This is a genomic window from uncultured Microbacterium sp., from assembly GCF_900078385.1.
GTDB lineage: Bacteria > Actinomycetota > Actinomycetes > Actinomycetales > Microbacteriaceae > Microbacterium.
The window spans coordinates 352,244-366,218 of the sequence record NZ_FLQR01000006.1 but is presented as its reverse complement, the minus strand read 5'-3'; the positions used below and the strand labels follow the sequence as shown (position 1 = coordinate 366,218).

15 protein-coding genes are annotated in these 13,975 nt (G+C 69.4%); 8 read left to right on the top strand and 7 right to left on the bottom strand.

The window, feature by feature from the left end; translation table 11 throughout:
- Window positions 1–24 precede the first annotated feature (24 nt).
- The gene (locus QZL85_RS06825) at window positions 25–606 is read right to left on the bottom strand and encodes a hypothetical protein (protein ID WP_295575237.1); all 582 of its coding nucleotides are present in this window, start codon (window positions 604–606) and stop codon (window positions 25–27) included.
- 16 nt (window positions 607–622) lie between these two features.
- A complete protein-coding gene (locus QZL85_RS06820; RefSeq protein ID WP_295575235.1) occupies window positions 623–1,768 on the bottom strand; it encodes a zinc-dependent alcohol dehydrogenase in 1,146 nt (381 codons plus the stop codon).
- 227 nt (window positions 1,769–1,995) lie between these two features.
- On the opposite strand from QZL85_RS06820, the gene QZL85_RS06815 reads away from it, so the two are divergent.
- The 5 genes from QZL85_RS06815 (at window position 1,996) to QZL85_RS06795 (ending at window position 6,483) form a co-directional block, all read left to right on the top strand.
- Window positions 1,996–3,381, top strand: a complete 1,386-nt coding sequence (locus QZL85_RS06815) for an ABC transporter substrate-binding protein (protein ID WP_295575233.1) — start codon at window positions 1,996–1,998, stop codon at window positions 3,379–3,381.
- A 2-nt stretch (window positions 3,382–3,383) separates the two neighbouring features.
- Window positions 3,384–4,346, top strand: coding sequence for a carbohydrate ABC transporter permease (locus QZL85_RS06810; RefSeq protein WP_295575231.1), 963 nt, complete (start codon window positions 3,384–3,386; stop codon window positions 4,344–4,346).
- Window positions 4,343–5,260: a carbohydrate ABC transporter permease gene (locus QZL85_RS06805; RefSeq protein ID WP_295575229.1), complete on the top strand. Its 918-nt coding sequence runs from the start codon at window positions 4,343–4,345 to the stop codon at window positions 5,258–5,260. The genes QZL85_RS06810 and QZL85_RS06805 overlap by 4 nt, the downstream gene beginning before the upstream one ends.
- 83 nt (window positions 5,261–5,343) lie before the next feature.
- Complete coding sequence (locus QZL85_RS06800) at window positions 5,344–5,676, top strand: hypothetical protein (protein ID WP_295575227.1); 333 nt, start codon at window positions 5,344–5,346, stop codon at window positions 5,674–5,676.
- 129 nt (window positions 5,677–5,805) lie between these two features.
- Entirely contained in the window at window positions 5,806–6,483 is a 678-nt protein-coding gene (locus QZL85_RS06795; protein ID WP_295575226.1) for a DUF6766 family protein, read from the top strand.
- 7 nt (window positions 6,484–6,490) lie between these two features.
- Here QZL85_RS06795 and QZL85_RS06790 read toward each other — a convergent pair whose 3' ends face one another.
- Together QZL85_RS06790 and QZL85_RS06785 are read right to left on the bottom strand one after the other, a co-directional pair.
- Window positions 6,491–7,489, bottom strand: a complete 999-nt coding sequence (locus tag QZL85_RS06790; RefSeq protein WP_295575224.1) for a hypothetical protein — start codon at window positions 7,487–7,489, stop codon at window positions 6,491–6,493.
- Complete coding sequence (locus tag QZL85_RS06785) at window positions 7,486–8,124, bottom strand: ThuA domain-containing protein (RefSeq protein ID WP_295575221.1); 639 nt, start codon at window positions 8,122–8,124, stop codon at window positions 7,486–7,488. Before QZL85_RS06785 ends, QZL85_RS06790 begins: the two co-directional genes overlap by 4 nt.
- An 80-nt stretch (window positions 8,125–8,204) precedes the next feature.
- Between QZL85_RS06785 and QZL85_RS06780 the strand changes: the two genes are divergently transcribed.
- Window positions 8,205–9,581: an MFS transporter gene (locus QZL85_RS06780; RefSeq protein WP_295575218.1), complete on the top strand. Its 1,377-nt coding sequence runs from the start codon at window positions 8,205–8,207 to the stop codon at window positions 9,579–9,581.
- 9 nt (window positions 9,582–9,590) lie between these two features.
- On the opposite strand, the gene QZL85_RS06775 is transcribed toward QZL85_RS06780, so the two are convergent.
- Both QZL85_RS06775 and QZL85_RS06770 read right to left on the bottom strand, forming a co-directional pair.
- Complete coding sequence (locus QZL85_RS06775; protein WP_295575216.1) at window positions 9,591–10,256, bottom strand: triacylglycerol lipase; 666 nt, start codon at window positions 10,254–10,256, stop codon at window positions 9,591–9,593.
- Window positions 10,253–11,059: an alpha/beta fold hydrolase gene (locus QZL85_RS06770; RefSeq protein WP_295575215.1), complete on the bottom strand. Its 807-nt coding sequence runs from the start codon at window positions 11,057–11,059 to the stop codon at window positions 10,253–10,255. The genes QZL85_RS06775 and QZL85_RS06770 overlap by 4 nt, the downstream gene beginning before the upstream one ends.
- Before the next feature lie 238 nt (window positions 11,060–11,297).
- Between QZL85_RS06770 and QZL85_RS06765 the strand changes: the two genes are divergently transcribed.
- Window positions 11,298–12,389 carry an acyl-CoA desaturase gene (locus tag QZL85_RS06765; protein WP_295575213.1) on the top strand — a complete coding sequence of 364 codons (1,092 nt, stop codon included), beginning with the start codon at window positions 11,298–11,300 and terminating at the stop codon, window positions 12,387–12,389.
- Between the two features lie 144 nt (window positions 12,390–12,533).
- Window positions 12,534–13,268, top strand: coding sequence for a VIT1/CCC1 transporter family protein (locus QZL85_RS06760; protein ID WP_295575211.1), 735 nt, complete (start codon window positions 12,534–12,536; stop codon window positions 13,266–13,268).
- 38 nt (window positions 13,269–13,306) lie between these two features.
- On the opposite strand, the gene QZL85_RS06755 is transcribed toward QZL85_RS06760, so the two are convergent.
- On the bottom strand, window positions 13,307–13,711 hold the full coding sequence (locus tag QZL85_RS06755; protein ID WP_295575209.1) for a MarR family winged helix-turn-helix transcriptional regulator: 405 nt from the start codon (window positions 13,709–13,711) through the stop codon (window positions 13,307–13,309).
- Between the last annotated feature and the right edge of the window lie 264 nt (window positions 13,712–13,975).

Here is a 13,975-nt window from a genome sequence, read left to right as displayed (position 1 = left end):
GAATGCGTGGACCGCCGTCACGCGTCAGCGACCGCGGCCCCCGACGGCTCGGACGATCGCGCGGCCGACCCGGAACAGGGCCACCGCCGCGAGCACCCACGGCCCCACGGTCAGGAGCGGGTCGAGCCAGGCGTGCTTGAGATCGACCCGGCCACGCCCGAACCGCGAGGCGATCGGACGTCGGCCACGCTCGCCGAGCACTCCCGACTGGGTGATCGGATCATCCGGCCGGCGCGAGAGGAAGGAGCGCAGATGCGCGCTCACGGCGTCGACACGGTCGCCCACCACGAGCAGGAGCCAGTGCGCGGTCTGGCCCTCACTGTAACGGTCGTACGCGAACCGACGGATGACGCCGGCGGCGCCGCGCAACGGCTGCGCCGTTCCGAAGACCGGCGTCAGCCGGAGATGCTCGACCGACTTCTCGCGGGGACCGCGCTGGACCTGCTGCTCCGGGAGATCCCAGTGTGCGCCGGTATCGATGCCCGGCTGCTCGCGGGGGAAGGCGGGACGCTGGGCGTGATCGAGGTCGGAGCCCCAGCCGGGGATCCGGGCCCTGAGCGCCTCGGCATCATGGGCGGCGCCGGGCTTGTCGGCGGTGTAGGGCATGTCGTCCTCCTGGGGTCTACGCGACGGTCGCGATGATCGGCTTGATGATGCCGTCGAGCTTGGATGAGAAGAGGTGGTAGCCCTCGGCGATGTCCTCCAGCGCGATCCGATGTGTGATGAGCTCTCTCGGCGCGATGTGGCCGGCGCGGATGTGCTCGAGCAGTCGCGGCCACTGGCGCTTCACGGGTGCCTGATTCATGCGCAGCGTCAGCCCCTTGTTCATGGCGTCCCCGAACTTCACCGCGCTGAAGAGAGGACCGTACGCACCCATGACCGAGACGGTGCCACCCTTGCGGACCGAGTCGATGGCCCAGTTCAGAGCGATCGGCGACCCGCCCTGCATCTTCAGCTTCGCCGCTGTGACGTGCTGCAGCACGTGGCCGTCCGCCTCCGCCCCGACTGCTTCGACGATGCGGTCGGGGCCCAGTCCGTCGGTCCTCTTCTTCAGGGTCAGCACGACGTCGTCAACCTCGCCGAAGTGCACGGTCTCCGCGAACGCGAAGGTCTCAGCCTTGCGCAGCCGGTAGTCCAGGTGATCGACGACGATGACGCGTCCCGCACCCATGAGCCAGCAGGACCGCGCCGCGGCGAGGCCGACCGGGCCCGCGCCGAACACCACGACGCTGTCGCCTTCGTCGATGTCGGCGAGCTGCGCTCCGAAGTACCCCGTCGAGAACGCATCCGTGAGCAGCAAAGCGTCCTCCGGGTGGATGTCGTCGGGGATGAGGGCCGGCCCGACGTCGGCGAACGGCACGCGCACGAGCTCCGCCTGCCCGCCGTCGTACCCCCCGGTGGTGTGCGAATACCCGTAGATGCCGCCGATGGCCGTCGCGTTCGCGTTGACGTTGTGGCAGTTCGAGTACAGCCCGCGGGCGCAGAAGAAGCAGGAGCCGCAGTAGATGTTGAACGGCACCATGACCCGGTCGCCGACCTTCAGCTTCTGCACGGAGGCCCCTACCTCTTCGACCTTCCCGATGAACTCGTGGCCGAAGGTGTGCCCGACCCGCGTGTCAGGCATCATCCCGTGATAGAGGTGGAGGTCCGAGCCGCAGATCGCGGCCAGCTCGACACGGACGATCGCATCGTTCGGATGCTCGATGCGCGGGTCCGGCTTGCTGTCGACCCGGATCTTGTACGGTCCGCGGTAGGTCATCGCTCTCATGACTCCGGTCTTAGGCGCGGACGCCGATCCACGCAGGGGGGTTGCATCTCGCCGCGCGATGTGGAATCCCGATCCCGCTCTGCGCGCGGGACGTAGGTGAGCGAATGATCGGCTACCCCCGAGCAGGTTGCGTGTCAAGCCCCCGCGCGGAGCGGAATCGGCGATCTATCTTCTGCCCACCGCCCACTTCTCGGGCGCTCACCGAGGACAAAACGTAGGGGGACATCGTGCACACCACATCCAGACGACTCGTCGCGGTCGCCGCCGCACTCACCCTCTTCGGCGGCCTCACCGGCTGCGCGCAGGGGACCGGCGGCAACGACGATGACGACGCGGAGTACAGCCCCGACACCGAACTCACCGGGTCGCTCTCGATCATGGGCTTCACCGGCGTCGACGAGGTCGCGACGTCACGCCTCGATCTGGCGAAGGAGGCTGTCGGCGACGTCGACGTCAAGCTCGCGGAGGGCGACCTCGACATGCAGCAGCTCCTCTCGGCGATCGCGACCGGCGCGCCGCCGGACCTCGTCTACGCGAACCGTGACCAGGTGGGCTCGCTCGCCGCCCGCGGCGCCATCGTGCCCCTCGGCGACTGCATCGAGGGCGAGGACATCCCGACGCAGGACTTCGTGGAGTCCGGTCTCGCCCAAGTCACCCTGGCCGACGACGTCTACGGCATCCCCGAGTTCAACACCGTGCAGATCACGATGGCGAACGCCGATCTGCTGGAAGCGGCCGGCCTGACGCTCGACGACGTCAACGGGTCCGATTGGGATGCCATGGCGGGCGCCGCCGAGGCGATGACGACGGAGGCATCCGGCAAGCTCTCCGTCATCGGCGTGGACAGCAAGCTCCCCGAGTTCCTCCCGCTCTGGGCGATGGCCAATGGCGCGGCGCTCATATCGGATGACGGCAAGACCGCGCAGCTCGACGACCCAGCCGTCCTCGAGGCGCTCGAGTGGGCAGTGGGCATCTACGACTCCCAGGGCGGCTTCAGCGCGGTCAAGGCCTACCGCGACTCGGCCGACTTCTTCGGCGAGGGGAACCAGTTCGCGACCGACGTCCTCGGCGCCATGCCGATGGAGCAGTGGTACGTCAACGTGCTGAACGATGTGTCGCCCGATGCGCCGGTGACCTTCGACACGGTGCGCGACCGCAACGGCGAGCCGCTGGCGTACGCATCCGGCTCGGCATGGGTCATTCCGGCCGGCGCCGAGAACCCGGCCGCCGCGTGCCGGTTCGCGCGTGTCATGACCTCGCTCGACGCATGGGAGGCCGCGGCGAACGCGCGTCTGGAGGCGCGGAACGAAGAGGGCAAAGCGTTCACCGGCATCCTCACGGGCAACGCCGAGGCCGACTCGATGATCCGCGAGATGACGACGGCCGACGACGAGCCGTGGGCGACCGCCGTGGAGAAGATGTACGAGGCGAACGACCGCACCTTCAGCCTCCCGGCCAATCCGGCCGACGCGGAGTTCAAGGCGGCGATGTTCGACGCCGTCAACGCCGTGCTGAACGGCCAGAAGGAGCCCGCCGACGCACTGGCAGCGGCGCAGGAGAAGGCGCAGTCTGCCCTCGATGAGGGATGGGCCAAGCTGGAATCGAGTGACTGATCATGGCCGCGGCCACGATCGTCGCGGACGATCCGACCCAGCGGGCGCGTGACGCATCGCGCGCCCGCGCGCACCGGCGCAACGCCGGGACGGCTGTGCTGTTCCTGAGCCCCTGGATCATCGGCTTCCTCGTTTTCACCGCGTGGCCGCTGATCTACAGCGCGTACCTGTCGCTGACCGACTACGACGTGATCAACGACCCGACCTTCGTGGGGTTGGACAACTTCGCGGAGCTGTTCGATGACCCGAAAGTGGGACTCGCGCTCAGCAACACGTTCCTCTTCACGGCGCTCCAGGTGCCCCTGTATGTCATCGTGTCGCTGCTGCTGGCGTTGCTGCTGCATCGGGCGGGTCGTGCGTCGGGGTTCTACCGCACGATCTTCTTCCTCCCGAAGATGACCCCGCCCGTGGCCGTCGGCGTGCTGTTCCTGCTCCTGTTCAACGGGCAGAACGGCCTGTTCAACAGCATGCTCGGAACGATCGGGATCGACGGGCCGTCCTGGACCACCGACCCGGCATGGGTGAAGCCGGGCCTCGTGATCATGAGCCTGTGGACCGTCGGCGCCTCCGTCATCATCCTGCTCGCCGCGCTGCAGAGCGTGCCTGAGGAGCTGTACGAGTCCGCCCGCCTGGACGGCGCCGGGTTCTGGCGGCAGTCGCTCAGCGTGACCCTGCCGATGATCAGCCCGGCGCTGTTCTTCATCGTCATCGTCAACACGATCGCGGGGCTCCAGACCTTCGATGAGGCGTACACCGCGTTCTTCGGGGCAGGGAACACGACGTACAGCAATGACGCGGCGCTGTTCTACGTCATCTACCTCTTCCAGCAGGCCTTCGAATTCCTGCACATGGGATACGCGTCGGCGCTCGCCTGGGTGCTGTTCGCGCTGATCATGGTCGTCACCACCGTGCAGATCCTCATCTCGCGCCGGCTCGTCTACTACGAGGGGGAGGAAGCGCGATGACGCTGTCCGCCACCCGCCCGCCGGCGGCCGCTCCCCTCGGTGATGAACCACAGGGCAGCCCGGTCCGCGTGCGCGAACGGCGCAGGCCGCACCGGGTCAGCCGCGTGATCATCGGCATCGCCCTCGCGATCTTCGCCGTGATCTTCGCCTACCCCTTCGTGTGGCTGATCAGCGCCTCCTTCAAGCCCCGCGGTCAGGTCTTCGACAACCGCCTCATCCCGGAGACCTTCACGTGGGACAACTACATCCGGGTCTGGCAGGAGGCTCCGCTTGCGCTGTGGCTGCTGAACACGCTCATCGTGACGGTGCTCGCGGCCGTCGCCGTGACGATCTCCAGTGCCATGGTCGCGTGGGGCTTCGCCTATTTCAGCTTCCGCGGCCGCAACGCACTGTTCGGCCTCGTCCTCGCCACCATGATGCTCCCCGGCGCCGTGACGATGATCCCGACGTTCCTCATCTGGAATTCTCTGGGCCTCGTCGGGACGCTCGTCCCGATGTGGGGCCAGAACCTCTTCGCGAGCGCCTTCTACGTGTTCCTGCTGCGACAGTTCATGCTCGGGCTCCCGCGCGACCTGTTCGACGCCGCCCGGGTCGACGGGGCGACCCAGTGGGGGGTCTTCTGGCGGATCGCGCTGCCGCTGAGCAAGCCGGCGCTCGCCGTGACCCTGGTCTTCGAGGTGCAGGCCGTCTGGACCGACCTCATGCGCGCGCTCATCTACCTGCGCGACGCCTCGACCTTCACCATCCCGCGTGGACTCAAATCCCTCGTCGACGCGTTCGGCTTCGGCGGCGAATGGCACTGGGAGATCATCGTGACGGCGAGTGTCATCGCCACGATCCCGATGATCGTCATCTTTTTCCTCGGCCAGCGTCAGATCATCCAGGGCATCAGCGCTGGAGGGCTGAAGGGATGATCGTCGCGGCGCGAACGATAAGCACCGGAAAGCGCATGCGCAACCCCTGCGAGGCCGCGCGCCGTGTTGGGCAGGATGGCGTCATGCAACGATTCCACTACACCGGCGACACGATCCTGATGGCGGACGACACGGCGGCCGCGCTGCTGGATTACGCGTCGGCGCTCGCCGAGGCGAACACCTCCGACGTCGTCGCCGTGCCGGTGGTCGACGAGACCGGCGCCACGACCATCGCCGAGCTCCTCATCGGCCCGGCGAGCCAGCTCTACACGATGCCGGCGACCGGAGTAGAGGAGATCGGGGGTGACGCTGCGGTCATCGCCGAACTGCGGATGCGGGCCGCCAAGCTGCGCCCGTCGCGTCCCGTGACCGAGGAGGCCTCGTCGTTCTCCGACGCGGATGACGACTTCGATTGACGAGCCGGGAGCTTGCCATGGGACACGAGACGCCGCATGCAGGGATGCGGGCGATGTTCTGGTCATGGATGGTCGTCGCCGTGGTCGGGCTGGCGGTCATGATCGCCCTACCGCTTGCGGGGCGCTGAGATGACTCGCGTCGCGCGCGACAACGGGCTGAGCCTTGCTTTCCTCCTCATCTTCATGCTGTCCCTCCTCGGGCAGTCCTTTGCCGGACACGCCTACCTCAATGAGGAGAACGCGCAGCACGGCCAGGCTGCTGTCGGCTATTGGCAGTTCGTCACTTCCTCGGACTTCCTCGTCGACGTCGCCGAGAACTGGCAGTCCGAGTTCCTGCAGTTCTTCCTCTTCATCCTCGCGACGATCTGGTTGATCCAGCGGGGGTCACCCGAGTCGAAGAAGCCGGGAGATGAGGGGCTGGGCTCGGACGAGGACCAGATGGTCGGCGAGCACGCGCGCCCCGACTCGCCCTCCTGGGCGCGCGTCCGCGGCATCCGCCTGTGGATCTACTCGAACTCCCTGCTGATCGTGATGGGGACGATCTTCCTGCTGTCGTGGTTCGCGCAGTCTCTCGCCGGGCACATCGTGGCCAATGAACAGAATGCCCAGCACGGCATGCCGCCGGAGACGTGGCTGGACTACGTCGCGTCGGCGGAGTTCTGGAACCGTACGCTCCAGAATTGGCAATCGGAGTTCCTCGCGGTGGGCGCGATGGTCGCGTTCTCGATCTATCTGAGGCAGCGCGGGTCGTCCGAATCCAAGCCGGTCGGCACTCCGCACCACACGAGCAGCCTCGAATCGGAGTGATCCGCCGTCAGCGTCCTGCGGCCTTGAGGGTGAGGAGCGCGTCGAGAGTCACCCATTCGTTCGGCGTGCGGGTCGAGACCGTGTCCCACGGCACGGACTCGATGTTCGATCCCTCTGCGGCAAGTCGCCAGTAGCGTGCGGTCGCGCTCCACTGGCCGTCCGGGCGGCGCAATGATTCGAGGTGGTCGATCGCGTCATGGCAGCGGGGATCACCGACCATGTCGAGCTCGGCGAGACCGACGAGGCCGGCGAGTACGTCGTAGTGCCAGTAGACCGGGTGGTGCAGCTTCAGGACGTCGGACGCGATCGGCTCGCCGGGGGTCCGCCGACGCCATGCGACGCGGCGCTGCAGGAACACCTCTGCCGCCGCGCGTGCGCTCGCAGCGGCGACGGTATCTCCGGTCGCCTCGGCGAACGCGTGCAGCCCGCGCATGGGAAGGAGGGTCTCGTTCACCGACGACATCGCCGCTGCCGGGTCGCGGTCGCAGTTCCAGCCGCCGTCCGGCCACTGCCAGTCCGAGAGCCGCGCCGCGAGCACCTCCCCGCGCCCGTCGTCGACGCCGAGGCGGGTGATCGCGAGCAGGGCGCCGCCGTGCTGCGATCCGCACCGGCGTGACCGGCCCCCCACGCGGGGGACCGCCGTCCGCGTCACCTGAGGTGTCACGCGCGGCACGTCCCGGTCGACCAGGTAGCGGGGCGACAGCCAGTGACCCAGCACGGCATCGCGGAGCGGAAGGAGTGCGGCGTCGCCGGGCGGGTAGCCGAGGGCGGCGAGGGAAAGGAGTGCCCAGTGCGCGCCGCGCCATTTCGCGTACGGCTGCAGATCGGCCGCCGCGGCGATGATCGTGCGCACCCGCGCCGAATCGCGAATCTCCTTCCGGAGTGCCCGCATCGGCCGCGCGTCCACCGGTTCGCCGAGGAGCTCTGCACGCACGCGCCAGCGTATCGATGGCTCGTCGCTGCGCAGCAGGCGTGCCACGACGGCATCCGTTTCCGCGGTCGTCATCCGCGTGCCGCCCACGCTGCGAGCGCACCGAGGAGCGCGCGGCGCCCCGCCGAATCGTAGGACCGCTCGTCATGGCCGAGCAGGTCCACCGCGATCCGCGCGGCGCCCACTTCGCGCACCCAGGCGGTCGGTGACAGGACGCCGTCGTGCTCGTGGTGGGCGACCTCGGCGCGCGTACCGAGCAGCTGCAGGCCCAGGTACCGCTCGTCCTCGACGTCGAAGTCGGCCAGCGCCCCGCCGCCCGGCAGGGTGCCGCCGTGAATGGTCGTGCGTCCGAGCGGCGGGTGCCAGGACACGTCGTCGACCCACCGCCCGCCCAGCAGTTCCGGCCCGCCCGGGAGGGCCTGCAGGCAGCGCAGCCCGATGTGCACGGCGAGGACACCGATCCCACGCGCCTGTGCGTCCGCGAGGCCCGCCGCCGCGGCATCCGGCGGGGGAGCGCCGTCCCCCGGGGCGCCCGCATGGAGGACCAAGAGGTCGACACCCCGAAGCCGGGTCAGGGCGCTGTCGACGTCGTCGACGCTCACCTCGAACCCCGCGTCCGCCAGTGCGGCCGACACGAGTGGCGTCGTGCGCGGGAACGGATGCCACGGGTCGGCGTAGCGCCCCGCGCCGCTCGCGATGAGTGCCCGCATCCGACCTCCGACTCCACTCGTCACCACTGTAGACACGCGTCGCCGCCCCGGCACCTCTCCGGGCGGCGTAGGTTGACCGCATGAGCGCACCGATCACCGGTCCCGCGCGGACGGTCCTGACGGTCGCCGTGCTCGCCTCCTTCGTGGCGTTCCTGGACGGGACGATCGTCAACGTCGCGCTCCCCGCCATCAGCCGGGATCTCGGCGGCGGCCTCGTGACGCAGCAATGGGCGGTCGACGCGTACCTCATCACGCTCGGCGCGCTCATCCTGCTCGCCGGCTCGGTCAGCGATGCGTTCGGCCGCGTCCTCGTGATCCGCCTGGGCCTCATCGGGTTCGGCATCGCCTCGGTCGCGGTGGGTCTCGCGCCCGACCCCACGGTGCTCATCGCGGCGCGGGCCCTGCAGGGGGCCGCCGGCGCATTCCTGGTCCCGAGCTCGCTCGCGCTCATCACCTCGACATTCCAGGGGGTCGCGCAGGCGCGCGCCATCGGCATCTGGACCGCGCTCACGACCGCTTCCCTGCTCGCGGGGCCGCTGCTGGGCGGCGTGCTGATCGACCTCGCGTCCTGGCGGTGGGCGTTCTTCATCAACGTCATCCCGATCGCCGTGACCCTCTTCCTGCTGCCGCGCATGGGGGTGCAGGATGTCCGGCAGCCGGGCGCGCGCGCCGATTGGCTCGGGGCGACGCTGTGCGCCCTCGGCCTCGGCGCGACGGTGGTCGCCCTCATCGAACAGGCCCGCCTCGGGTGGGAGCATCCGCTCGTCTGGGGCACGGGCATCGGCGGCCTCATCCTGCTGGTCGCGTTCGTCCGCCGCCAGCGCCACGTCGCCTCGCCGATGCTGCCGCTCGAGCTCTTCCGGGTGCGGAACTTCTCGACGGGAAACCTCGCCACCCTGCTGATCTACGGCGCGCTGTCGCTGAACATGATGGTCGTCGCGGTGTATCTGCAGGAGAACGCGGGCCTCTCCGCGACGGCCGCCGGGCTCGCGAGCCTGCCCTCGACGGCGATGGTCGCTCTCTTGAGCTCCCGCGCCGGCGCTCTCGCCGGGCGGTGGGGTGCGCGCGTGTTCATGACCGTCGGGCCTCTCCTCATGGCCGCGGGATGCCTGCTGCTGCTGACCGTGTCGGAGGCGTTCTCGTACTGGTGGCAGGTGCTGCCGAGCATGCTCGTGTTCGGACTGGGGCTCGCCCTGACCGTGTCGCCCCTGACGGCGGCCATCCTGGGGGCGATCGAGTCGGTGCACGCGGGTGTCGCCTCGGCGGTGAACAACGCGGTGGCACGCATCGCGGGGCTCCTGACCGTCGCATCCCTCGCACTGATCGTCGCCGAAGATCTCGACCTCGCGGGGCTGCACCGGGTCGTGGTCGTGTGCGCAGTGCTGCTGGCCGGCGGGGGAGTGGTCTCCTGGCTCGGCATCCGCGACCCGCGACGCGCGACGGTGGATGCCGGCTGACGGGGCGGATCAGGCGGCCGCGGTCTCGACCTCCTCGAGCACTCGCGGGTGCGCGAGGATCCGGAAATGCCCGCCGGTCGTGAGCATGACGTTCCGGGCGCCTGCCAGTTCGCTCCGCTCCGGGATGTGCGGGTCGAACGTGCCGTAGATCGAGACGATGCGGGTGTTGAAGGTCAGCTGCCCGCCGAGCGCCACGATCGTGGCATCCCGTGGGGAGAACAGGCGCAGCGAGCGGGCCGGAAGCATCGTGGCGTAGCGGGACCCCGCGAACGGCGTCGCGACGGCCACCATCGACCGGACGCGGTCGCCGGCCGGGCCGACCATGACCTGCTTGCCGACGAGCCCGCCTTTGCTGTGCGCCACGAGGACGACGTCGCGGAGATCCCGCTGCTCGAGGTAGGCGGTGACCTTCTCGGCCATCTCGGCCACGGGGCGGCGGTTGCGGCGCAGCAGCTCGACGACGTGGACGGGATGGCCCCGATCGTGCATGGCCGCGACGAGGGGCTGCATGAACTTCCACGTCTCGTAGACGCCCGGCAGGATGACGATCGGCGTGCGATCGCCCGTGCGGAAGATCGCCGGATCGGTGCGGTTGAACGTGGCCCGCAGCTGCCAGAAGCCCGCATAGGCGTAGTCCCGGAACCACCACACCAGGACCCGCGCCGTGCGGATCACGGTGTCACCCGGGATCGTCCCGTGAGAGCGCGGATCGCGGAGGCCACCGCTCGTGGCGCGGTGTGCTGGACGACGTGGAACCCGCGCGGGATCTCGACGAGTGTCGCCGTCGCGGTGGCGTCCCGCAGGGTGCGGCACCACTCGCGCCCCGCGATCGGATCGCGGGCCCCGCGGAGAACCATCACCGGCACGTCCAGCGCCGCGACGCGGTCCTCGATGGGGTAGGACAGCATGTGCCGGACCTGCGCGAGGTACCACGGCACCCCACAGCGGAAATAGTCAGTGAGGACGATCGCATTGACGGTGGGTGTCTCGCCGAGCGTGTCGACGGCCAGTGCGGTGAGCTGGGCGCGGAGCGTGCGGTGCGCGGCATCGGCCACCGGTCCCATGACGACGACGTCGGTCACGAGGTCGGGCCGCTGCGCCGCCGCCTCGACGACCCACTGCGCGCCCATCGAGTGTCCGACCAGGACGACGGGACCGAGGTCGAGTCCGGCGATCACGGCCGTCAGTGCGTGCGCCATCGCCTCCACGGGGACGTCCCGCCCGGGCTTGGGGAGCCCCGCGTATCCGGGCATGTCGATGGAGTGCACCGACCCGTCGAGGGCCAGGGTGGCGTGGAGCCGGGCGAGGTAGCGGTGCGAGACGCCGATCCCGTGCACGAGGACGACCGGCGGCCGCAGCGCGCTCGCCGCTTCGGGCCCGCCGGAGATGACGCGGAAGGCCAGGTCCTCGACGTCGATGCGGCGCGGCCGCCGGGGTGCCGAGCCGGAAGCGGCAGTCGCCGTCGAAGTCGCAGTCACGTGCCGAGTATGCGGGATGCGCTGCGCACCCGGCAGCGGGTTGCCATCGGCATCCCGCCGCGCTATGCCACGCGAACCGTAGGAGGAGACGGTGCGGGTGGGGCGAACGGCGCGACATCCGCCCCACTTGTCACGTCCGATCCTGCCGTTCGCACCGCACCCCGAACCTGTGAGGCGCACAGGCTGAGGGCGTAGCGTCGGAGCCAGCTCCGCAGCCCTGAACATCGAGGAGGGCATCGTGGACGTCATCCGCACCATCCCACGCACCGACCGCGGCGCCGGTCGAGCGGTCAGCGAGTTCTCGGATCTGGCGCAGAAGGTCCGCGACAGCGGACTGCTCCGGCGGCGCTACGGCTACTACTGGTCCAAACTCATCGGGCTGCCGCTGCTGCTGGCCGCCTGCCTGGTCGCGTTCGCCGTCATCGGCGACACGTGGTGGCAGATGTTCACGGCGGCGGTCCTCGCCGTCGTCTTCACGCAGATCGCGTTCCTCGGCCATGACGCGGCGCACCGCCAGATCTTCGTGTCCGGGCGGTGGAACGATTGGACGAGCCTCGTCCTCGGCGACCTCCTCGTCGGGATGAGCTACGGCTGGTGGCAGCACAAGCACACCCGGCACCACGCGAACCCGAACAAGATCGGCGCCGATCCCGACATCGAGCTCCCGGTCATCGTCGTCGCCCCGGAGCAGCGCGCCCGGCCGCGCAACCGCGCGGTCCAATGGCTGCGCGCGCACCAGGGCATCTTCTTCTTCCCCATCCTGCTGTTCGAGGGGGTGTCCCTGCACGCGTCCGGCATCCGCCGCGTGGCCGTGCGCGAGCACCTCGACCGTCGCTGGGTCGAGATCGGGTTGATGCTCGTCCGGATCGTCGGGTTCGCGGTGCTCGTCTTCCTCGTGCTCTCGCCCGGGGTCGCGCTCGCATTCCTGGGTGTGCAGCTGGGCCTCTTCGGCTTCTACATGGGCATCTCCTTCGCGCCGAATCACAAGGGGATGCCGATCGTCCCGCGCGACATGAAGCTCGACTTCCTGCACCGCCAGGTCATGATGAGCCGTGACGTGCGCGGCGGCCGGCTGCTCGATGTCACCATGGGTGGGCTCAACTACCAGGTCGAGCACCACCTCTTCCCCTCGATGCCCCGCCCGCATCTGCGCCGGGCCGCGCCGATCATCGCGGAGTACTGCCGCGAGCACGGTGTGCCGTACACCAGCGTCGGGCTCCTCGCGTCGTACGCGATCGTCGTGCGCTACATCAACCGCGTGGGGCTCGGGGAGCGCGACGTCTTCACCTGTCCCCTCGTCGAGCAGCGCAGCTTCGTCGGCGCCTCATGAGGCGCGCGGCGGGGCATGAGCGTACCGCCGCACCGCAGCGAACGGCAGGGGCACCGGGTGCCGGCGGGGCGGATGGCGCGTCATGGGCCTCACGCGTCGCACCGGGTCCTGCAGATCGCGCCCCGGACGGCCTAGCCTGGCGGTATGACCAGCCCCGCCAGCTCCCCGATCCCGGTCGGACACGCCGGAGAACCGCACGCGGCCGGCCTCTCGCAGCGCCTGAACTGGCTGCGCGCCGGCGTGCTGGGCGCGAACGACGGCATCGTCTCGACGGCAGCCGTCGTGGTCGGCGTCGCGAGCGCGACCTCCGATTCGCTGCCGGTCCTGCTCGCGGGGGCCGCGGCGCTCGTGGGCGGTGCCATCTCGATGGCGCTGGGCGAGTACGTCTCGGTGTCCAGCCAGCGCGACAGCGAGCGGGCCCTGATCGCGAAGGAGCGCCGGGAGCTCGCAGAGGAGCCGGAGGAGGAGCTCGAGGAGCTCGTCGGCCTCTACGAGGCGCAGGGGCTGCGGCCCGAGACGGCGCGTCTGGTCGCGGTCGAGCTGACCGAGAAGGATGCGCTCCGGGCGCACCTCTCGATGGAGCTCAACATCGATCAGCAGGATGTCGTCAGCCCTTGGCACGCGGCGCTCGCGTCCGGGATCGCCTTCACGATCGGTGCGCTCCTGCCGCTGGCGACCGTGCTGCTGCTGCCGCATCCGGCCCGCATCGTCTGGACCTTCGTCGCCGTCCTCGCGGCCCTCGCGCTCACGGGCTATGTGGCGGCGTGGATCGGCGGCTCCAGCCGCGGACGCGCGGTGCTGCGCACCGTGATCGGCGGGATGCTGGCGCTGGGCGCCACTTTCGCGGTCGGGACGCTGTTCGGCGCCACGATCGTCTGACGCGCGTCAGCGCGCCCCCGCGACAGCCTGCCCCGGAGTCAGCGCGTCTTGGCGTCGGCCTCGGACAACTCGACGAGCGAGTCGGCGAGCTTCGAGATGATGTCGGCGCCGATCTTCGCGTCCTCGGGGGACAGCGACTCGATGACGTCGACCACGGCCTTGTGGTGAGCGGCGAACGCCTCGTCGACGCGTGCGATCGCTTCCTCGGTGGGGACGAGATAGTGGGCGCGACGGTCGTGCGGATGCTGCACCCGCTCGATCAGCGAGCGGTGCACGAGCCGGTCGACCACATTCGTCACCGTCGCGCTGGACGTGTCCAGCATGACGATGAGGTCCTTCGGGCTGAGGTCCCGGCCGTCCCGGTAGCCCTGCACGAGGTAGCGCAGAGCGGAGAGGTCGAGGTGGGAGAGGCCCGCACGCGTCAGCGTGCGTTGCGCCTGCACCCGTTCCGCCTCGCGCAACCTCAGGATTGCCGCACTCAATCGCTGACCCTCCGACGACGTGGGGGGCGCAGCGTAGAGGTGCTCGATTTCGTGCCGCATGACCAGCTTCGGCATATCTCTACCTCCGGAACTCCTTGTAATCCGCGGCGACTCGGCGTTATCGGAACCGTATCGCGATGGGGCGTTCCGTCGAGTATATACGCAATGTTGTGTGACAGCTGGAAAGTAACACAGCAAGTGTGATACATATTTAGTTAGATTCAC